Annotated in this window: 17 protein-coding genes; 2 read left to right on the plus strand and 15 right to left on the minus strand. The window is 63.9% G+C overall.

The genetic code is table 11. The features are described from left to right. Positions 1-82: 82 nt before the first annotated feature. Positions 83-472 carry a nuclear transport factor 2 family protein gene (locus tag OKW44_RS10725; protein ID WP_018424403.1) on the plus strand — a complete coding sequence of 130 codons (390 nt, stop codon included), beginning with the start codon at positions 83-85 and terminating at the stop codon, positions 470-472. A gap of 12 nt (positions 473-484) precedes the next feature. Here OKW44_RS10725 and OKW44_RS10730 read toward each other — a convergent pair whose 3' ends face one another. The 7 genes from OKW44_RS10730 to OKW44_RS10760 all read right to left on the minus strand — a co-directional run bounded on the left by OKW44_RS10730 (position 485) and on the right by OKW44_RS10760 (position 7,199). Next, complete coding sequence (locus tag OKW44_RS10730) at positions 485-745, minus strand: TetR/AcrR family transcriptional regulator C-terminal domain-containing protein (RefSeq protein WP_239499248.1); 261 nt, start codon at positions 743-745, stop codon at positions 485-487. Positions 746-1,045: 300 nt separating this feature from the next. Beyond that, positions 1,046-1,951, minus strand: a complete 906-nt coding sequence (locus OKW44_RS10735) for an NAD(P)-dependent oxidoreductase (protein ID WP_018424401.1) — start codon at positions 1,949-1,951, stop codon at positions 1,046-1,048. Positions 1,952-1,992: 41 nt separating this feature from the next. After that, complete coding sequence (gene yqhD / locus OKW44_RS10740; protein WP_018424400.1) at positions 1,993-3,147, minus strand: alcohol dehydrogenase; 1,155 nt, start codon at positions 3,145-3,147, stop codon at positions 1,993-1,995. Between the two features lie 106 nt (positions 3,148-3,253). Beyond that, the gene (locus OKW44_RS10745; protein ID WP_018424399.1) at positions 3,254-3,850 is read right to left on the minus strand and encodes a TetR/AcrR family transcriptional regulator; all 597 of its coding nucleotides are present in this window, start codon (positions 3,848-3,850) and stop codon (positions 3,254-3,256) included. A 21-nt stretch (positions 3,851-3,871) separates the two neighbouring features. After that, positions 3,872-4,873, minus strand: a complete 1,002-nt coding sequence (gene pdxA, locus OKW44_RS10750) for a 4-hydroxythreonine-4-phosphate dehydrogenase PdxA (RefSeq protein WP_018424398.1) — start codon at positions 4,871-4,873, stop codon at positions 3,872-3,874. After that, on the minus strand, positions 4,870-6,204 hold the full coding sequence (locus OKW44_RS10755; RefSeq protein ID WP_035471800.1) for a four-carbon acid sugar kinase family protein: 1,335 nt from the start codon (positions 6,202-6,204) through the stop codon (positions 4,870-4,872). The genes pdxA and OKW44_RS10755 overlap by 4 nt, the downstream gene beginning before the upstream one ends. A gap of 2 nt (positions 6,205-6,206) precedes the next feature. After that, on the minus strand, positions 6,207-7,199 hold the full coding sequence (locus tag OKW44_RS10760; RefSeq protein WP_026226515.1) for a 2-keto-3-deoxygluconate permease: 993 nt from the start codon (positions 7,197-7,199) through the stop codon (positions 6,207-6,209). A gap of 334 nt (positions 7,200-7,533) precedes the next feature. Between OKW44_RS10760 and OKW44_RS10765 the strand changes: the two genes are divergently transcribed. Continuing rightward, the gene (locus OKW44_RS10765) at positions 7,534-8,298 is read left to right on the plus strand and encodes a DeoR/GlpR family DNA-binding transcription regulator (RefSeq protein ID WP_018424394.1); all 765 of its coding nucleotides are present in this window, start codon (positions 7,534-7,536) and stop codon (positions 8,296-8,298) included. Between the two features lie 47 nt (positions 8,299-8,345). On the opposite strand, the gene OKW44_RS10770 is transcribed toward OKW44_RS10765, so the two are convergent. From OKW44_RS10770 to OKW44_RS10805, 8 genes are all read right to left on the minus strand, one after another. Beyond that, complete coding sequence (locus tag OKW44_RS10770; protein WP_018424393.1) at positions 8,346-8,747, minus strand: RidA family protein; 402 nt, start codon at positions 8,745-8,747, stop codon at positions 8,346-8,348. 76 nt (positions 8,748-8,823) lie between these two features. Further along, positions 8,824-11,205, minus strand: a complete 2,382-nt coding sequence (locus OKW44_RS10775) for an acetamidase/formamidase family protein (protein WP_018424392.1) — start codon at positions 11,203-11,205, stop codon at positions 8,824-8,826. 271 nt (positions 11,206-11,476) lie between these two features. Next, entirely contained in the window at positions 11,477-12,727 is a 1,251-nt protein-coding gene (locus OKW44_RS10780; RefSeq protein WP_018424391.1) for an acetamidase/formamidase family protein, read from the minus strand. 64 nt (positions 12,728-12,791) lie between these two features. Then, positions 12,792-14,402 (minus strand): amino acid ABC transporter permease/ATP-binding protein, encoded by a 1,611-nt coding sequence (locus OKW44_RS10785; RefSeq protein WP_018424390.1) that lies wholly within the window; start codon positions 14,400-14,402, stop codon positions 12,792-12,794. Next, a complete protein-coding gene (locus OKW44_RS10790; protein ID WP_018424389.1) occupies positions 14,402-15,328 on the minus strand; it encodes an ABC transporter substrate-binding protein in 927 nt (308 codons plus the stop codon). The genes OKW44_RS10785 and OKW44_RS10790 overlap by 1 nt, the downstream gene beginning before the upstream one ends. A 240-nt stretch (positions 15,329-15,568) precedes the next feature. Next, on the minus strand, positions 15,569-15,805 hold the full coding sequence (locus OKW44_RS10795) for a hypothetical protein (RefSeq protein WP_018424388.1): 237 nt from the start codon (positions 15,803-15,805) through the stop codon (positions 15,569-15,571). Between the two features lie 24 nt (positions 15,806-15,829). Continuing rightward, on the minus strand, positions 15,830-17,326 hold the full coding sequence (locus tag OKW44_RS10800) for an efflux transporter outer membrane subunit (protein ID WP_018424387.1): 1,497 nt from the start codon (positions 17,324-17,326) through the stop codon (positions 15,830-15,832). Between the two features lie 17 nt (positions 17,327-17,343). Beyond that, positions 17,344-20,439 (minus strand): efflux RND transporter permease subunit, encoded by a 3,096-nt coding sequence (locus tag OKW44_RS10805; RefSeq protein ID WP_018424386.1) that lies wholly within the window; start codon positions 20,437-20,439, stop codon positions 17,344-17,346. Between the last annotated feature and the right edge of the window lie 15 nt (positions 20,440-20,454).

Genomic DNA, 20,454 nt, shown 5'->3' on the forward strand with positions numbered 1-20,454 from the left:
AAATGCCCACGAACATACAACTGAACTGGCAGCCGGTGCCGTTCCTGACGGGCCGCGCGCATGCCGCATCCGCAGGGGAATCATGATGAAGAATGCGTTCGCTCAAACCGCCGTCGACGCAATGGAAAAACAACGCTGCGACGCTACGGTGTCAGGGGACATGCTGACACTGGCCTCGCTTCTCGACGACGAGTTGATGTTCGTTCATTCATCCGGCTACGTTCATGGCAAGTCGGAGTATCTGACTTTCCTCACCGACAAGATCGAGACACGGCAGATTGAACGTCCGCAGCCGCTCGCGTACCGGTTTCTGCCAGACATGGTGATTACGACGGGTCGGCTTGAGCAATCGCTGGTGCGCAGGACGGATGGATCTGAGGTCGAGATTCGCGCGCTCGTCACGCAGATCTGGATCCAACGCGAAGCTGTCTGGAAGCTGTGGCACGTCCATTCCGGGCGTTTGCCGGACTGACGTGAAGCGCTATCAGCCCGGCGACTGTGCGCATCCATACGCGGCCAGGAACACGTCAACCGCTCTGTGAACGACTTTCGTGACGTTGCGCGGCGTCGTGTCCGCCGGCACGCCCAACAGGCAAAGCTCCACCAACTCCGCTTCGCACAGCGCCCGAAGATGCGCTGCCGCGACGGCCGGGTCACGCTTGCGCAACTGGCCGGTCTCGCTTGACTGCTGCAGGAACTCAGTCACCATTTGCCAGCCGACCTTCAGTCCACGTTCGTAAAACAACGCTCCCACTGCATGCCATCGGCGCGGTCATTGCCAAGGTCAGACGAACCCGCCACGCGATACCCTGATTTGATTACCGCTGTGGCGCGTTTCGGAGAGGGGTCTGAAAAGAGCCATGCTGAGGCCACCGATGACATGACAATCTTCGCCGTGCGGCTCACATCCTCGTTCAGTGCAGACAGTCTCCGGCAAAGATTCGGATGGTAGCCCCTGGACGGCTTACTGCTGCCGCGGCTGGCCGCGGCAGCGCTCGTCATCGTGTGGCTCAGCGTGAAGACCGCCGAATCAGCCGCGAGGCGGCTAGGTCGGGAAGTGGACCGGCTTGCTCATACCCGCATCGGACAACGCACACAACGCTACGGCCGACCAGTCGTGCGCGGCGCCCATCCCTTGCGAACGCAAGGTCAGGAAGCGGTCACGCACGAGGCTCGCCAACGGCAACGGCACACCCAGCGCCTCGGCGGCCGCCAGCATCAGACGGTTGTCCTTCTGGCCGAGCGGCAACGAAAAACCCGGCGGCTGGAACTGCTGGGACGCGATCAACGGGCCGTAGATCTTGTACGGCGGCGCGTTGAAGTTCGCGCTCGTCAGCAATTCGACGAGGCGCATCGGGTCGATGCCCGCCTTGCCGGCCACCGCACAGGCCTCGCCCAAAGTCTCGATGATCGCGGACAGCATGAAATTGCCGATCAGCTTCACGAGGTTCGCCTGCGAAGGATCCGTGCCGACGATGCCGACCGACTGTCCGAGTTGCTCGAGAAGCGGGACCGCGACGGTGAGATGCGTGTCCTCGCCCGCGGCCATGATGAAGAGCTTGCGCGCCGCAGCGGCGTCGGGCCGGCCGAATACCGGTGCGGACACGAAAGGGAGCTCCGCTTCGCGGTAGCGCGCCGCGTGATCCTGCGCGGCCGCCACGCTAATCGTGCTCATCGAGATATGCAGCGCGCCCGGTCGCAGCGCGCTAGCAATACCGGCCTCGCCGAACGTGACGGCGGCATGCGCGGCATCGTCGGCGACCATCGTGAAAACGACGTCAGCCGACTCCGCGGCGTGCGCCGGGCTTGCGGCGACCCGTGCGCCAGCGGCGCGCAAAGGCTCCGCCCTCGCGGCCGTGCGGTTGAAAACATGCACCTCATGCCCCGACTCGATCAGGTTCATCGCAATTGCGGCGCCCATCGAGCCAAGACCTACGAATCCAATCTTCATGGTGATAATCCAGGAGAACAGTCAAGCGGACACGGGATCGCTCAGACTGCAAGTTGATAGACCTGGCGGCTGACTTCGAGCGTCACGTTGCCATGCTCGCCCAACGCCGTCATCCCGTGCTCTTCAAGTTTGTTGATCAGCGTGCCGATGGAGCTGCCGTCAATCTGATAGTCGCGCAACCGGGTCCCGAGCGACATGCGCTCGAAGAACACGCGGGTTGCGGTGATCGCCGCGTTGATGCGCTCGTCCTCGCTACCCTCGGTAATGTTCCAGACGCGCTCCGCGTATTGCAGCAGCTTGGCGTGCTTCTGTTGCCGTCGCACGCTCAGCATGGCCGGCAGCACGATCGCGAGCGTCTGCGCATGATCGAGCCCGTGCAGCGCGGTGATTTCGTGGCCGAGCATGTGAGTCGCCCAGTCCTGCGGCACGCCCGCGCCGATCAGGCCGTTGAGCGCGAGCGTCGCGGTCCACATGAGGTTGGCGCGCACGGCATAGTTGTGCGGCTCGGCAAGCGCCTGCGGACCCACTTCGGTCAGCGTGATCAACAGCCCTTCAGCAAAGCGGTCCTGCACTCTCGCATCGACCGGATAGGTCAGGTACTGCTCGACGACATGAACGAATGCGTCGACGACGCCGTTGGCGATCTGCCGCGGCGGCAGCGAGTAGGTCGTGACCGGATCGAGCACGGAAAATCGCGGATAGGTTGCATCGCTGCGAAACGGCAGCTTGTCGCCTTTCGCGCGATGGCTGATCACGCCGCCGTTGTTCATTTCGGAACCCGTGGCCGGCAACGTCAACACACTGCCGAACGGCATCGCGTCGCGCACTTCGACCTGTTTCGCGAGGATGTCCCACGGTTCGCCGTCGAACTTCAGTGCGGCCGCGATGAACTTCGTGCCGTCGATCACCGAGCCGCCGCCGACTGCGAGCAGAAAGTCGAGGTCGCGCTCACGTGCCAACTCGACCGCCTGCATCAAGGTTTCGTAGGTGGGATTGGGCTCGATGCCGCTGAACACGAAATAGGGGCGCTCGCCGAGCGCTGCCTGTACTTGCGCGAGCACGCCATTGCTCTTGATGCTGCCGCCGCCGCACGTGATCATCACGCGCGCGTTGGGCGGGACCTCCGTGTCGAGTGCGGCGATCTGGCCTTCGCCGAACAGAATGCGAGTTGGATTGTGGAACATGAAGTTTTGCATGGGGACCTTGCTTTCCTGCATTGATATGACCGGTCGTCTCAACTGCGGACAAACCGCGCACCGCAGAGCGACTGCGCGCCGCCCGGCGCGCCGACCTCGCTTACTGTTATTGCCGGGACTTGAAAAACAGATCGAACATCGAATGCACACAGGTCTTCAAAGGTTCGACCGAGTCCTCCAGCTTCATCCGCAACAGGCTGCCTTCCCACATATTCCAGAAAAGGTCTGCCATTGCTTCAGCCGGAAGATCGCGGCGCACCGAACCGAACTCCTGTCCTCGGCGCAGGTACTCCGCACAACGCATGCGCCATTCGTCGACCGTCAGGCGCGCCGCACGACGGCACAGATCGCTCGACTGCGCGATCTCGCCGGCAAAATTGCCTAACAGGCATCCGCAACGATCTTCACAAGCCTCGTAGTCGGCCACCATGCGCTCGTAGATGCCGCGTAGCGCGAGCAGCGGATCAGGCGCATCCGCTTCGATCGAATACTGCTGCCACTCTGCCGCCTGCTCGTCCGCGTAGTGACGCAGGATCGCCGCGCCAAACGCTTCCTTGCTGTCGAAGTAGTTGTAGAACGAACCCTTCGGCACGCCGGCGCGCGCAACGATGTCCTTCACGCCGGTGCCGTGATAACCGGTTTCGGCAAACAGCGCGACGCCGGCCTCCAGCAGCTTCTGGTGAAAGTCCGCGGTTCTGCGCACAGGTACTCCCATCGCCGCGCCTCAGGTTCGCCGCGTGGCGAGCTCGGCGCCCTGACGCAAGGCTTCGAGGAGACTGCGCTCATCGGCAATGCCCTTGCCGGCGATGTCGAACGCCGTGCCGTGATCGACCGAGGTGCGGATCACATCCAGACCGACCGTGACATTGACGCCCGCCTCCAGCCCAAGAACTTTGACCGGACCGTGACCCTGGTCGTGATACATCGCGACCACCAGGTCGAAATCGCCGCGTCCGGCGCGGAAGAAAAGCGTGTCGGCAGGCAACGGACCTTCAATGTCCCAGCCTCGCTCGCGAAGACGCTGCACCGCGGGAACGATCTTTTCTCCTTCCTCGCCGTAACCGAACAGGCCGTTCTCGCCCGCATGCGGATTGATGCCGCACACGGCGATGCGCGGATTGGCGATGCCGGCCTTCACGAGCGTCGCATGACCGCGTTCGATCGTGCGCTGCACGAGGCCCGGCTCGATCTTGCGAATCGCATCGATGATGCCAATGTGCGTGGTCACGTGAATCACGCGCAATTTAGGCGCGACGAGCATCATCGAGACTTCGTCGATGCCTGTGAGATATGCGAGCATCTCGGTGTGGCCAGGATACTTGTGACCGCCAGCGTGAAGCGCCTCCTTGTTCAAGGGTGCCGTGCAGATCGCGTCGATCTCGCCGGCTTTTGCCAGCTCGACCGCGCGCGCAATGTAGCGGTAGGCGGCGTCGCCCGCGAGTGCCGACAGCTTGCCAAATGGCAGGTCGACGGGAATCAGCGCGAGGTCGATACACTCGATGGTCCCCGACTCATAGCGGGCCTCCGACGCGTTCTCGATACGACGCACCGTGGCGCTACCGCCGAGAATCTCATTCGCGCGTTCCAGGCGTGCCGCATCGCCGATGACAAGCGGGCGGCACTGCTGATAGACCGACTCGTGCGTCAGGCTCTTGACCACGATCTCGGGACCCACGCCGGCTGCGTCGCCCATCGTGATGCCGATGACAGGAAGGTAGTTGCTCATAGTGTTTTGGCTGAATTCCGTGGGCTCGTGTTGCAAGCCGTTGAGGGTGTGGAGGGGCCGGCCGGGCTGCTGACTTCCGGCCCGCCGTGCGCGGAGTCGGTCGCGCTCCTCAGATGAAGGTAAGCGCCGTACAGCGCATGCGCGCTGCCGAATGCGCCGGCCTTGGTGACAATCCTGAGGTGCTCGCGGCCATGCGGACGCGCTACCGCGACGCCCGGCTCGATCTCCGACAGCAATTGCAAACTGGCGATACCGACCGCGCTCAGCATCGCGCGCGCAGTTTCGCCGCCGGTGGCGATCAGTCCGCTGAGATGCGCAAACGATGGCGCAACGAGCGCCGCCAGCGCCTTCGACAGGTGCGCACCTTCGGCCGGATTGAACGCTTCGTCGCGCCCGATTCGCAGCAGCAGATCGGTGCGTTCGCCAAGGTGAGCGGCCACGCGGGCCTGCCAGCCCGGCCATTGCGGATGCCGCTCGGCGTCTCGCAGCAAGGCGGGCGGCACCACGAACTCGGCGATGCCCGCACGCTCGCGCAGCATCGCGCATTGCTGCTCCGAGACCGCCGAGAGGCTGCCGACCAGAATCAGCACCGCGCCGTCCTGCCGGTACATCTGCGGCGCCGCCGCGTTTTGGTCCGGCGCGGGCGAGGAATGGCTGCTCACCAAAGCCAGCTCGCGAGCCAGTCCGCCGGAGCCGACCCAGAAGAACGCGCCGTCGAGCGACGCCGTGGCCTCGGCGAGCGCCCTGAGGTCCGCATCGGTTTGCGCATCGACGACCAGCGCCTGCACGCCGCCGCGCATCACCGCGCCAAGCGTCTCGCGCAATGTCCGCCGATCGCCGCGCAGCGCCGCGACCGTCAGCAGCGCCGTGGTGAGGCCCGCGGACTCCAGCATCGTCGCGAGATCGGCAGAACGTTCAGCGTGTTCGAGCTGCCAGGTTTCGGTCTCTTCGAGCGGAATGCCGTGCACGAAGACCCGGCCGTCACACACAGTACGCCCGGTTGCCGGGTAAGCCGGCGCGACAATGGCGAGCCCCGCGAGCGGCTGCAAGCCGGCGACTTCGGCCGCCCAGTTGCCGCGCAAGGTGGAATCGATTTTTTTGTACAACCGGCAGGCCGGCGCGCCGTATACCTGCCACGCCGCGCCCGTGCAACGTGCCGCGTCAGCGGGCGACATACGGCGCGTGTCAGTATCCACCGCGATCACTTCGGCGTGCGGTATTGCCTGCGCCGCCGTGAGGCTCACCGCCGTGCGCAGACCAGCAGCGGCGAAGGCAATCGCGCAATCGGCGGCGCCGGACAGGTCGTCGGCGACGATCAGAAGTTTACTCATGCTCAACGTGTCGCTCCGACGGTCGAGTCTCTCGCTTCCGTGCGCGTGGCGACACGCTTTGCGACAGCCGCGGTGAGTATGGGCGAGACGATGGCCGTCACGACCACGCACGCGGCAACCAGCAGCGTCGCACTTTTGGCGGCTTCAGCGTAGACCGGATTGGCCGCGGCGATCAGCGCCGGCACCGCCGCGCCGTTGCCCGCCGTGTTGGCGGCCGCCACCCCAGCGACACCCGTGCCGCCCGTTAGCCGATCGGTCAGGTAAAGGGGAATGCCCGTGACGATCACCACGGCAATGCCGAGGCCGATGCCCAGCAGGCCCGCTTGCCATACCTTGTGCAGGTCGAGGCTCGCACCGAGCGCCAACGCGAAGAACGGAATCATGACCGGCACGGCGCGGCCAAGAAAGGCGCGCATTTCCCGGTCGAGATTGCCCAGCAGCATGCCGGCCGCCAGCGGCAGGACGCTGCCGACCAGCGTCTGCCAGGGAAACGCCGAAAGCCCGGCCACGCCGAGCGTGACCATGGTGAGGAACGGGCCGGATTCGAGCGACATGATCGTGTACGCGCCGACGTCTTCAGATTTGCCATATTGCCCCATCAACGCCATGTAGAGGCCGCCGTTGGTGTCGTTCATCGCGGCGACGACCGCAAGCGTCGACATGCCGGCGAACAGTCCGGAGGAGACGGGCATCTCGCCAAGAAAATGGCCCAGCACGAAACCGACGACAATCGCCGTCCCCACCTTCGCGGCAAACAGCGCGCCGCCCTTCTTCAGCAGATAGGGCGTCGCCTTGATATCGATGGACGAGCCCATGCACACGTAGAACACAGCAAGGATAGGCAACGCACCCGTAAACAGCGCATTCGTGAAGGAGCCGAAGAATTTCGGCATGCCCGGCAGAAAGGTGGCGATGACTGCGCCGAGCAGGAGCGGGACGATCATCATTCCGCCGGGTACGCGTTCGATGGCGCGCTTGATGGGTAGTTGGGCCATAGTTGTCTCACGGTTGTTTGTGATCGATATGATCACTTTAATGATCGATTCAATCATTTATGAGTGTACGCCCGCCCCCCGCTTCGCGCAAATTTTTCTGGAATAACGTCTTTTTGCAGAGGGAATTTGGAAAATGATGGTGGCGATGGCTTTCGCCTGAATTGATCGATTCAATCAATTCAGTTAATTTGACGCAGCAGGCCTGCAGCCGCAGGCGGGCACATTCGCGCGGCGCACACCTGCCTGCCCCGCCCCATTGCCCCGCCAGCCCGTTTGATTACACTTACGCGATTCGACGCCTTTACACGGCGCACCACCCAGGCAAACCATCACCATGAAAGTTACGAACCGCCGCGAGGCAATGCTGCAGGCCGTCCTCTCCGGCATGACCGATGTCAGCGCGTTGTGCGAGCACTTCGGCATGTCCGAGGCGACGGTTCGCCGCGACCTGCGCGCGCTCGCCGACGAACGGCGCGTCGTGCGCACCTACGGAGGCGCGGCCGCTTCGCTCGGTATTCACGAACCCGAGGAATCGCTCGATAGCCGCCGCGAGAGTTTTCGTGAGCAAAAGGAGGCCATCGCGCGCGTGGCCGTGAGCCATGTGCAGGATGGCGACGCCATCTTTCTCGACGGCGGCACCACCACCGCGGCAATGGCACGTTTGCTCGCCGGCCGTCGCGAGGTTCGCGTTGTGACCAACAATCTGTTGGCCGTCAACACGCTCGCTGCGAGCGAAGTGCCCGTCACGCTGATCGGCGGCGATCTGCGTCCCACCAGCATGAGCACGCTCGGCCCGCTTGCGCAGCTTGCCTTGAGCCGCCTGTCGGTCGACAAGGCATTTCTCGGCGCGGACGGCGTGGTGGCTGACCGAGGCCTCTGCGAGGCGTCAGCGGAGCAGGCCTACCTGAAGGAATGCGTTATCAGGCAGGCTGCCCAACTCTTCGTACTGGTCACCTCGCACAAGCTGGACCGCGCAAGCCAGCAACACTGGACACCGCTCGAACGCGAGTGGACGCTCGTGACCGATGCCCGTCGCGACGCACCTGAGATGACCTCATTCCTGTTGCACGGCGAGGTGACCGTCGAGACGACGCGGTAGCATGGGCACATTGACTGCCAGGTATAACGGCTGCATCGAGTCGCTGTTCAACCCGGCCTGCGAGCAATGAAGTCAATTTCGACGAGCGCGTCACGCGCCAATCCGGTTACGCCGATACAGGTCCGCGCCGGCAATCTCCCAGTCGGAAAATAAGCTGCATAGACGGCGTTCATCGTCGCGTAATCCCGTTTGAATTCGGTCAGGAAAATCCGCGCCGAAAGGACATGTTCGAGGCCCAGATCCATCCCCGTCATCACCAGTATCAGATTGTCCATCACTCGTGTCGTCTGGGCGGCCACGCCTTCGGGAAGCGGTGCGTTGTCGTCCTCCGGCGACGTCGGCATCTGGCCGGTGAGAAACACCCAGCCGTCGTGCTCGGTTGCATGGGAGAAAGGGCCTACCGGTGTCGGGCCGCCCTCGACCATCCAGAATTTTGTAGATACGTCCATTCGAGGTAACTCCGAAAAAAGGAAAGCACCGTGCGCACCGCTTCGGCAGACCGATCGCGCACGCACGACAAGATGATTATTCCGTGAACAAGGCCTTGCGGATGATCGCGTGCACACCCCAGTTGCCGTCGACGACCTGTGTCACACCAAAGTCGACTGCGACCGACATCAACGAGATTGCTTCGTCTTCGGTAAGGCCCTTGGTCGTCATCAGAAAGCGGCGCGTCTTGATGAACGCGTCACGCATCGCGAGATCCAGCGTCGACTTCTCGTAGACCTTGCTCTGCGCGTGCGTGCCGAATTCAGCCAGATAGTTGGCATGACTGAATCCATGCAGTACCCACTCGTCGGCGGTTTCGACGAGCGGATACGTGAGATCCGCGTACGGTTGGCCAGCCAAAGTCGCTCTCTTGTGCAATATCAGTTGGAACTCGCCGGTCAGCGAGCATTCGATCGCCGTCCCACATAACTCGGAATCGCCCTGCGATGCGTGCGGATCCCCGACCGACAGCAATGCCCCGGGAACACCCACCGGCAGATAGACGCTCGCACCCTGCGCGACGCGCCAGTTGTCCAGGTTGCCGCCGAACGCGGACGGCGGAATCGAGTCGATGAGACCGTCCTGTTGCGGCGCGACCGCGATCAGACCGAAATGCGGGCGCACCGGAATCTTGACACCCTTGAGAATTCCATAATTTTCCTCAACGGTGGAATGATCGACCGGAACGCCCGGATAGTCGATGGTCGGATGCACGACACCGAACGGATCGCATTGCGGCGTCCAGCGGTAGTTGTAGACCGCGCGCGCAAAGGGCGTGCCCTGGTCCGGCCGGGGCTCTGCGTCGAGTTCATAAATCGTGACGACTTCGCGCGGTTTAGGCTCGGTCAACAATTCACGGTAATGGAAACCCCACCACGCGGCCGCATTGCTGCCGAACGCCCGCCCGCTGAATTGCGGATTCGCGCAGCGCCGCGGATGCACCTCGAGGATCCTGACTTCCAGTATGTCGCCCGGCTCGGCGCCACGTACCGCAATCGGGCCGGTGCAGATATGCACCCCAAACCCTTCGCCTGCGCCTCGACCGTAGATCGATGCGTCGATCGGTCCGGCGCCGCGCCGGTTCACGTTTTTGCGCTCGGCGGTCCAGTGGAACACGCTTTCAGCGCCTGGATCGCCGGCCACCATACGCGCCCAGTCGTCCGACGCATGCTGCGTCAGTGTCTCGATCGTCACGCTATCGCCGCTGTCGACTTCGAGCACCGGCTTCAGGTCGTGTGAGAAATAGCCCCAATGTACCGTGTTGGCCGTTGCACGCAACAGATGGTGGCGCGGCTTGCCGGACCGGCTGCTGATTGCCTGCCTCGAACCGGTTCGCGTGTCGACGGGGCGACTGGCCACGATCGCACCGTCAGCGTCGAGCGTTGCTTCCCGCGACGCGGTTTGCGCGGGAGCCAGCAGCGCATCCGTGTGGAGCGGCAATCCGCGCGAAATGCGCTGCACCACATGTCGGGCCAAATCGAGGCTCGCTTCATGACGGAAGGCGCGCGGCGACGTCTTGTACTGCTCGCGAAACGCACGGCTGAAATGCGCGGGAGCGTTGAAGCCCCAACGAAAACAGATATCCGAAATCGACGTCTTTTCGTGGAGCGGATCGACGAGTTCGGCCCTGCAGCGTTCAAGGCGGCGCAGCCGCAAATACGTGGAGAAGTTCTGGCCGGCAGTTTCAAACAGCTTTTGCAGGTAGCGCTGCGAGACGCGCTCCTCTGTGGCGAGACGCGCGAGGCTGATGTTGGGGTCGCCAAGCTGCGCATCGATACTGCGGCACACGCGCGAGAAGATGGCCGCCTGTGACGATGTCAGTCCGCTAATCGGCGTTTCGCGCTGTTGCACGGACAGAATCGCCACCAGAAACTCGACCAGCGCGAGTTCAAGCGGACGCAGGTCGTTGGCGGACAACATCTCCACGCCTTCCGCAAGCGACGCAAGAAAACCGGAAAACACGTGCCCGACACCGGCATCTCCGGCGATCCGGCCGGCGTTCATCGACGATGCAAACAGCCGCCCCCTGATCGCCGAGCGCGGTACACGCGCGACAAAAGCGCGGAAATCGGTCGCGAAGAGCAGCGAGGCGCCTTCGCCCGACGGCAGAAAGACCAGGTCGTTCACTGCCAGAGGCTGACGTCCGCTGTTGGCCTGCAGCGTCGCCACACCGTCAAGGTGCAGCACGATCAGCACGCCGTCGCCACAGGCAGCATTTGGTTCGAGCGTCTGCGCCACCGACGCCAGCAGGCCCAGATCGAAACCGCCGGGCGACCTCTGCGCGACGATCGTGCCACGCAACGCCCGCACAGAAGCAATCGCACCGCTACGCCACCCCATCGTGTCAAGCGCTTTAACCCACGCGCGAAGCCGTTCGGCCTCCGAATAGGACTCGGTAGTAAAGCGCAGCAAATCCAACGTTGACTCCAGAACAGACGCGCGTCGCACGAGCGCAACGCCCGCTACCCGAGGACAGATTCGACGAGCGGTACGGGTCGCCCAAAAAAGCAATAACCGCACCAACTCGGGTCGGGTGCATCGCGAGGGCGCGGCGGCCCGAGCGCCGGTGGCCGCCCGACCGCGATGATTGCGCGCGCAGGCACCAGCAACGCCCCTGTGCACTAACCTGACGCATACGGGACGCCCGCGCACACGCGCGGCGAATCGCCTGCGGCCCGAGCGGCACGTCTCAGCGGCCGGCGCCGCCGACAAAGACGTTCTTGCGAATTGATCCATGCACGCCCCAATTGCCGTCGACCACCTGTGTGACGCCGAAATCCGCGGCGACCGACATCAGCGCAATGGCCTCATCCTCGCTTAGCCTGTGCACGGTCATCAGGAAACGGCGCAGCTTGCGGAACGCGTCGCGCATTGCCTTGTCGAGGCTCGCGTGCTGTGCCACCTCGGTCTGTCCGGCCGGGCCGAGTTCCGCCAGGTAGTTGGCGAAAGTGAATCCGTACACCGACCATTGGTCGTCGGTTTCCAGCATCGGGTGCGTGAGGCCTTCGAGAATCGTGCCGCCGAGGTCATTCTTCTTGTGCAGCACGAACTCGAAGTCGCCGGTGAGCGAGGTTTCGATCGCCGTACCGCCAAGTTCACTGTCACCCTGCGCCGCATGAGGATCGCCGACAGAAAAGAATGCGCCTTCGACCGCGACCGGGTAATACATCCGCGCACCTTTTCCGACGCGCCAATCGTCGATATTGCCGCCGGTGTAGCTGGGCGGAATCGAGCTGACATAGTCGAGCTCCGCCGGCGCGAGGCCCATCGTGCCGAAATGCAGCCTGGCCGGCACCTTCACGTTCGGCAGGATGTTCTCGCGTTTCTTCACCAGCGTAGGGTCGACCTTGACGCCCGGGTAATCGATCATCGCGTGGACCACGCCGTCCGGGTCGGTTTGCGGCGTCCACACGTAGTTGTAGACCGCACGCGCAAATGGCTCGCCCGAGGTATCGAGCTCGAAGATCGTCACGACTTCACGGGGCTTCGGCTCCTCGATGAGATCGTGGTAATGAAAGCCCCACGATGCGGCGACATTCGAACCGAAACAACGGCCGCGATAGCACGCATTGCAGCTCGGCCGCGGGCGCACGTCGAGGATTCGCACTTCGAGCACGTCGCCGGGCTCGGCCCCTTCGACCGCGACCGGCCCGGTCAGCAGATGCACGCCGACACCTTCGCCCGACCCAAGCGTAAACGGTCCATCGGTTGGCCCCGCGCCCCGGCGCGGCATCGCCTTGTGCTCGCGGGTCCACTGAAAGATGCTTTCGGCGCCGGGGTCGCCCGCGACCATCCGTTCGTGGTCGTCGTTCGCATGGTGGGTCAGCGTCTCGATGGTGACCCGGTCGCCGGAACGCAGCGTCAACGCGGGCGCGACCTGTTTGCTGAAGTAACCCCAGTGAACCGTTTCAGGCGAAACCGGGAGTGTATGGTGCTTCATGTCTGTTCGAACCTCGTAAGACGCCCGGCACGAACGGCCGGGCGATGCTGAATGGCGTGCGTCGTCAAGACGCGACTTCGAGCCGGTCGTCCGCGCCCATCACGCTCAGAAATCGAGCTGTCAACGGATGGCGCGGCTGGGTGAGCACTTCATGCGTGGGTCCCTGTTCGACCACCGCGCCGCCGCTCATGAACACGACACGATCGGCGACCTGATCGGCAAAGCGCAACTGGTGCGTGGAGATGATCATGGTCAGGCCGCCTTCGTCCACGAGCCGCTGAATCACGTCTAGTACCTCGCCGACGAGTTCGGGGTCGAGCGCGGAGGTCGGTTCGTCGAGCAGCAGCACGCGAGGATTCGGCGCCAGCGCGCGGGCAATCGCGACGCGCTGCTGCTGGCCGCCCGACAGATGTCGCGGCAACGCATCCGCGCGATGACTGAGGCCGACGCGTTCGAGCAGTTCGCGCGCGCGGCGCTCGGCGTCGGCCGGTGGCATCCCGTGCACCCAGCGCAGCGGCCCGGCGATGTTCTCGCATGCCGTCAGATGGCTAAATAGATTGAAATGCTGGAACACCATGCCGACGCCGGCACTCGCTCGCTCGTTGGCGAGGTCGCCCTGTGTCATTGGTTGACCGTCGACCCGAAAACCGATGCGCTTGCCGCCGATACGGATTTCGCCGGCATCCCACTGCTCCAGGTGATTGATACAGCGCAGCAGCGTGCTTTTGCCCGATCCGCTCGGCCCGAGCAGCGCAATGACCTCGCCGAAGCGGACCGTGAGGTCGAAGCCGTCGAGCACCGTCTGCTTGCCGTAACGCTTGCTCAGCCCTTTCACCTGCACCGCCGCTTTCTGCGTCTGCAATAGCTCGTAGCGGCTTGCGCGCTCCGCATGGGCTTTGCGCGCAACCGGCACGGGCGCGGCGTCGAGCGGCGCACCGACGGATAGCGTCGCGCTTGCGGAGGAGGGCTCCACGGCGAGCGCGGCCCGGCGCCACGGCAGCAGTCGCGCAAAGCGTACGGACGGACTGCGATCGAGATCGAGCGCGGTTTCGGCGAATAGCTGGATCGCGGCAATCAAGCCGGTCAGCACGAGATACATCAGCCCGGACGCAAAGAAGATCGAGAAGAAATCAAACGTCGACGACGCGAGTTGCGTGCTGCGCAAGGTCAGTTCGTCGACCGCGATCACGGAGGCCAGCGACGAGTTCTTCAACGCGCTGACCGATTCGTTGCCGAGCGCCGGCACCATGGTGCGGATCGCCTGCGGCGCGATCACACGGCGCAGCAACACGGTCGGCGTCATGCCGAGCGCCTGCGCCGCAAGAACTTGCCCACGGTCGACGCCGAGCACGCCGGAGCGCAGGATTTCCGCGATGAACGGCCCCTCGTTCGCCGCAAGCGCGAGACCCGCGGCGCCCATCGCGCTCAACTTCAAACCGATGTGCGGCAGCGCGTCGTACGCGAACACGAGTTGCAGGATCAGCGGCGTTCCGCGAAAAATCACCGTGTAGCCGCGCGCGATGACGGCAAGCGGCCCCACCTTGCTCAGTTGCATGCTCGCGAGCACCAGTCCCACGATCAGACCGCCAGCCAGCCCGAGGAGCGTGACTGCGATGGTGAAGCCGATGCCGCTTAACAGATACGGCAGGCCGACATAGTGCAGGAACAAATTCATCAGTTCGAGGCAATCAGCTTGGGAGTTTCGAGATTTTCAGCACCAAGCGACCACTTCTTCAGCAGCTCGGTCTGGGTGCCGGACTTCTGGATCGCGACGAGCGCCGCCATTACCGCCGCGCGCATTGCCGGATTCGTTTTAGGTACGCCGATACCAATCGAATACGGCAGTGTCACCGCATTGGCCTTTTCGAGCTGGCCCGGATACGCCTTGACCGCCTGGTCCACCGTATTGACGTCGTTGATGTACGTATCGGCGCGGCCTGAGAGAATCGCCTGGATTGCGTTCGCGTTGTTGTCGTACAGCTGCACGGCAGCTTCCGGCTTGTTCGCCGCCTTGCAAGCCGGTGCGAGCTTCTGGATCAGCGGCACTTCGACGTAGCCGGTGTTCTCCGCAGCGGTCGTGCCGCACATCGTCTGGTTGATGCCGCTGATTTTCTTCGGATTGCCCTTCGCAACCAGCACGCCGTCGAACACTTTCGAATAGGTGATGAAGTCTGCCGCCTTCGCGCGCTCCTCGGTCGCATAGATATCGGAGATCACGATGTCAGCCTGACCGCTTTGCAGCGTCGCCAGCAGCGCCGAGAACGCGACAGGCTTGTACGCCATCTTGAAGCCGAGGCAATTGCCGATCGCCTCGCCGAGATCGATGTCGAAGCCGATGTATTTCGTCGGATCGTTCGGGTCCAGCGCTTCGTAACCCGGCGTGTGCGGGTTGATCGCGTTGATCAGCGTCTTGCCCTTGAATTGCGGGTATTTCGCCTGCAACGCGGCGCACTCGGCGGGCACCGGCGCGGCGGCTTGAGCGTGACCCGACATCAGCAGCGCCAGCAGACTGGCAGCGCCGAGAAGCAGCTCGCGCCAGCGGCGGCCAAAACCGCCTGCGCGCGGCATGCCACGTCCATGACCGACAATATTTTTGTTCATCCCCATACTCCTGAACGGCAGATGTCAAAGGCCCACCCTATGTACGCCTCGTTGCATCGCACGAAACCAAGGGTAGGTGAACGAAATTCCGTGGACTTGTTCCAGCGCGCCCAAATGCTTGCACGGGCGCGAAGCAGGACATCAGCGCCGCGAGCGGGTCGATGCTGTCGCACGCCCAGTCGAGTCGGCAGCGCGCCCGGCAAGCTGGACGCTTCGACTGCCGGGCGCAATGCGTCGTACTCAATGCGATGACGCCGTCCCCGCCTGCAGCGTGGCGGCAGGTATTTGCGCTTCGCGCGGGAAGTAGCACGGCGGCGATTTGACGTGCACTTGCTGATTGCCACAGGGCAGGCCCGCATAGTCGACGGTCCGGGTTGTCGCAGTCTGCGCAAGCGGCGCACGGTGAGCCTGTGCCGACGAATAGGCGCAGCCGTTCAGCAGAGCGACGAAGATCAGGCCAATGAGAGTTCGTATCATGGGGAATGTGTCGCGTGGTCCGACTCAATGAGCTTCTTTCAGCGCCGCGCTCGAGACCAGCGCGTCCGACCTGTTCCACCAACCGCCGCCGACGGCCTGAAAGAGCGCCGCCGTGTCCGCGAGCCTCGCAGCTCTCGCCTGGATCGCGGCGACGTGCGCCGTTTCATAGCTTTGCTGTGCCGTCAGCACGGACAGGTAAGCGATCTCCCCCGTCTGCAGCTTCCGGCGAGCGATCTCGAGGCTGCGCGATGCAGCCTGTTCGGCGGCCACGGACGCTTCCAGCGTCTTCGCATCGGCTTGCACACTCTGCAAGACATCGGCAACGTTCTGGAACGCGTTGATGACCGTCAGGCGATACTGCGCCCCGGCCTGCTCGTAGACCGCCTGTGCGGCGCGCTGGCGGTGCAGCAGCGCCCCGCCCTGAAAGATCGGCTGCGCGACCTTGCCGACCACGTTGAAGAACTGGTTGTAGGGCGTGAACGCGTTGGCGAGAGCATTCGGTGAGGTGCCCAGTGCGGCGGTCAGTGAGATCTGCGGCAGCCGGTTGGCGATGGCGACGCCGACCTGTGCGGAGGCCGCGTGCAGCGTGGCGGCAGCGGCGCGAATATCCGGGCGTTGCTCGACCAGCCTGGACGGCAGACTCACCGGAAGATTGTCAGGCAGGTGCAGGTCCGCCAGATCGAAGTGCACCGCCAGGTCTTCATTCGGAAAGCCTCCCACCAGAGCAGTCAGCGCATCGCGCTGTAGCGCCCGTTGCTTTTCGAGCGGCGGCAACGCCGCTTGCGCCTGGGCGAGCACAGCCTGCTGTTGCAACAGATCGGCCTGTGCGGCTTCGCCGAGCGTGTATTCACGGCGGACGATGTCCGCGAGTTCGGTGTCGGCCTTGATCATCTCTTCTTGCGCGGCAAGCTGACCTCGCAAGGCCGCTTCGTCGATCGCCGCGAGCGCCACGTTGCTGCTCAACGTCAGATAGGCCGCTTCGAGTTCGAAGCGTTGGTTCTCGGCTTGCGCGGCCGCCGATTCGACGGTCCGGCGATTCAGGCCGAATGCGTCGAGCGAATATGAAACAGTCAGCTCGCCTGTGTAGAGCGAATAGATGCGCTGGTTGTTCGCCGCGACCGGTGCGAGGCTCGCAGTCGGCGTCCCGTTCCTGCTGCCCGACGCATCGAGACCGATGCTGGGGAAGAACGCCCCCTCCTGCGCCAGCATGTTTTCACGCGCGCTAGTGAGTGCAGCGTGTGCGGCGTCGATCGTCGGGCTGCGCCTGAACGCGCGATCGATCAGCTGGTTCAACTGCGGAGACTGGAACAGCGTCCACCATTGCCCGGGTATATCGCCGCCGGCGACGAAGTCCTGCGGCGGCCCATCCGCGCCGGCCGCCGCCGCGGTCCTCGAAGGCAACGGCGCTTGCGTATAGCCGGCTGCAGCCGGTGCGGCAGGCTGCGTGAAGTTGGGACCGACCGCGCAACCCGCGAGCAGCAACGGTATCAACAGGCTGGACGAACGTTTGAAGGTGATCATGTGAGTAGCACCCTGTGTCATTCTGCGTATTCCGGTACGGTCTGCTCTTGCGGCACCGTGCGCTTGCGGCGGTCGAACCACGGGTACAGGGACGGCAGCACCAGCAAGGTCAGCAGCGTGGCCGATATCAGTCCACCGATCACCACCGTGGCGAGCGGCCGTTGAACTTCCGCGCCGGAACTCGTGGAAAAAGCCATAGGCAGGAAGCCCAGACTCGCGACAGTCGCCGTCATCAGCACGGGACGCAGCCGTGTCAAGGCAGCCTGCCGCGCAGCCTCGATAGCGCCAAGGCCGCTCGCCCGCTTCTCGACGATGTAGCTGACCAGCACGACCCCGTTCAACACCGCAATGCCGAACAGCGCGATGAAGCCGACGGCGGCCGAAATGCTGAACGGCAGGCCGCGAGTCCAGAGCGCCAGGATCCCGCCGATTGCCGCAAACGGCACGTTGAAGAAGATGAGTGCCGCCAGGCTCACGCTGTCGAACATCAGATAAAGCAGGACGAAGATCACCGCCAGGGCGACGGGCACGACCACGTAGAGCCGCGACATCGCCTCCTGCAGATTCTTGAAGCTGCCGTTCCAGGACAGGCTGTACCCGGGCGGAAGCTTGACCTGCGTGGCCACGGCATGTTGCGCAGCGAGCACGAACCCGGCGAGATCGCGGCCGCGCACGTTGGCCTGCACCATGATCACGCGCTGCCCCTCTTCGCGCTCGATCGTCGAAGGACCGGGCTCCATCCGGATGTCGGCGACTTCGGCGAGCGGCACGGCCTTGCCCGCGCCGTTGCTCACGCGTAGCGCGCCGATTCGCGCCACATCAGTGCGGTCTTGCGGCGTCAGACGAACGCGTATATCGAAGCGGCCATCGTTATTCGAAATCGAGCCAACCGTGCGGCCTCCAAGCGCCTGCACCACGTCGAGCACCTGGCTCGCATTGAGGCCATAGCGCGCCACCGCATCCCGGTTCACGATGATGCGCAAGTACGGCTGGCCGACCGTCTGTTGCGCCTGCACGTCGGCGGCTCCCGGCACGCGAGCGATCACGCTCGCAATACGCTGCGCGGTATCGTGCAACGCGTCGAGGTCGTTGCCGTGAATCATCACGGCTACATCCGCCTGCACGCCCGCCAGCATGTCGTCCATGCGCATCTGGATCGGCTGGGCCCAATCGAGCGTGAGGCCGGGAACCGCGCGATTGAGCGCATCCGAATACGCTTCGACCAGTCCCTCCTGAGTCTGCGCGGTCTTCCACTCCGATTTCGGCTTGAGCATGATGAAAGTGTCGCTTTGCTCGACACCCATCGGATCGGTGGGAATCTCGGAACTGCCCCCGAGCGTGACTGCCGACTGGACTTCGGGAAAGCGCATTAGCGTTCGCTCGACCATCGTCTGTGACTCGACCGCCGACGGCACGGAAATGCCGGGCAGCTTCGTGGTCGTGACCGTGAGCGCCCCTTCTTCCAGACGCGGCAGGAATTCCGCACCGAGGCGCGAGCCGAGAACGCCCGCGAGCGCGAGCAGCAGCACGGCAAGCCCGATAGTCAGCACGGGACGATGCGCTGCGCGCGTGAGCACCGGCTCATAGCGCCGCCGTACCCAATGGACGATGCGGCTCTCGTGTTCGGCCACCTTGCCGCGCAGCAGAAAGCTCGCGAGAACGGGCATCACGGTCAACGTGATCACGAGCGACGCGAGGAGCGCGAACACGACCGTCAACGCCATCGGGCGGAACATCTTTCCCTCGACGCCCTGGAGGCTGAGAATCGGCAGATAGACGGCGGTAATGATCAGGACCGCAAACGTGACGGGCCGCGCCACTTCCCGGGATGCCTCGAGCACGACCGCCCGCATGGGCCGCGCCGGTGCTTCCGCGCGCCGCCGTACGATGTTCTCGATCATGACCACCGCGCCGTCGACGAGCAGGCCGAAATCGATGGCGCCCAGGCTCATGAGATTGCCGGACATACCCGCGCTGTACATGGCAATCGCCGCGGCCAGCATCGACAAAGGAATCGCCAGCGCGACGATCAGGCCGGCGCGCGCATTGCCGAGCAACAGCAGCAGCACGGCAATCACGAGCACGGCGCCTTCGACCATGTTGTGAGCAACCGTATGCAGCACGCGGTTCATCAGGTCGGCGCGGTTGTAGTACGGTGCGATTTCGACGCCGGGCGGCAGCGTCTTGTTGATTTCCCTGACGGCGTCCTGAACCCGCTGCGCGACGATACGCGTGTTCTGCCCGAGTCCCATCAGAACGACGCCGACAACGGCTTCGCCTTGGCCGTCGCGCGTGACTGCGCCAAGCCGGGGCATCGGCGCCTCGACGACGCGCGCGACATTGCGAACGTAAAGCGGCGTGCCATCCGGCTCGGTGCGCAACACGATGTTGCCGATGTCGGTCGCGTTGCGAAGCAGCCCTTCGCCGCGAATGATGGCCTCCCCGCCGTTGTGCTCGATGGTCGCGCCGCCGGCCGCGCCGTTGTTCATCTGCACGGCATTGAAGATGTCGGCGGTCGAAAGGCCGTAGCGCGTGAGCGCGTCGTCCGCCACCTGCACTTCGTAGGTCTTCAATTCGCCGCCGTTGACGTTGACGTCGACCACGCCCGGCACTTCGCGGAATTTCGGCGCGATCTGCCAGTCGAGCAACGTTCGCAGCGTCATCAGCGATTGCCCGTGGCCACGCACCTGAAATTGATAGATCTCGCTCAGGCCATCCGACAGCGGTCCCATCTGAGGCGGATTTGTACCGGGCGGAAGCTGCACCGTCTGCAGGCGCTCGCCGATCAGATTGCGATCCTGATAGATGTTCGAGCCGTCGGCAAAGCGCACGTAGATGACCGACAGCCCATAACGGGAAATGGAGCGCAGCGCCTGCATGCCGGGCAACCCTTGCAGGGCGAGTTCGACGGGCGCGGTAATCGAGCGTTCGATATCGACCGGAGCGAGCCCCGGCGCCTGCGTCGTCACGAGCACCTGGACCGGCGAGATATCGGGCTGCGCATCGAATGGCAGTCGCTGCATGCTGACGAGCCCAAAGGCGATCAGTACGGCGACCAGGATCAGTACCATGGCGCGATTCTTCAGCGCCGCATCGACAATCTTCGTAATCATGACCTGCGCTCGCGG

Source organism: Paraburkholderia lebeckiae (genome assembly GCF_050436325.1).
GTDB classification, from domain to species: domain Bacteria; phylum Pseudomonadota; class Gammaproteobacteria; order Burkholderiales; family Burkholderiaceae; genus Paraburkholderia; species Paraburkholderia tuberum.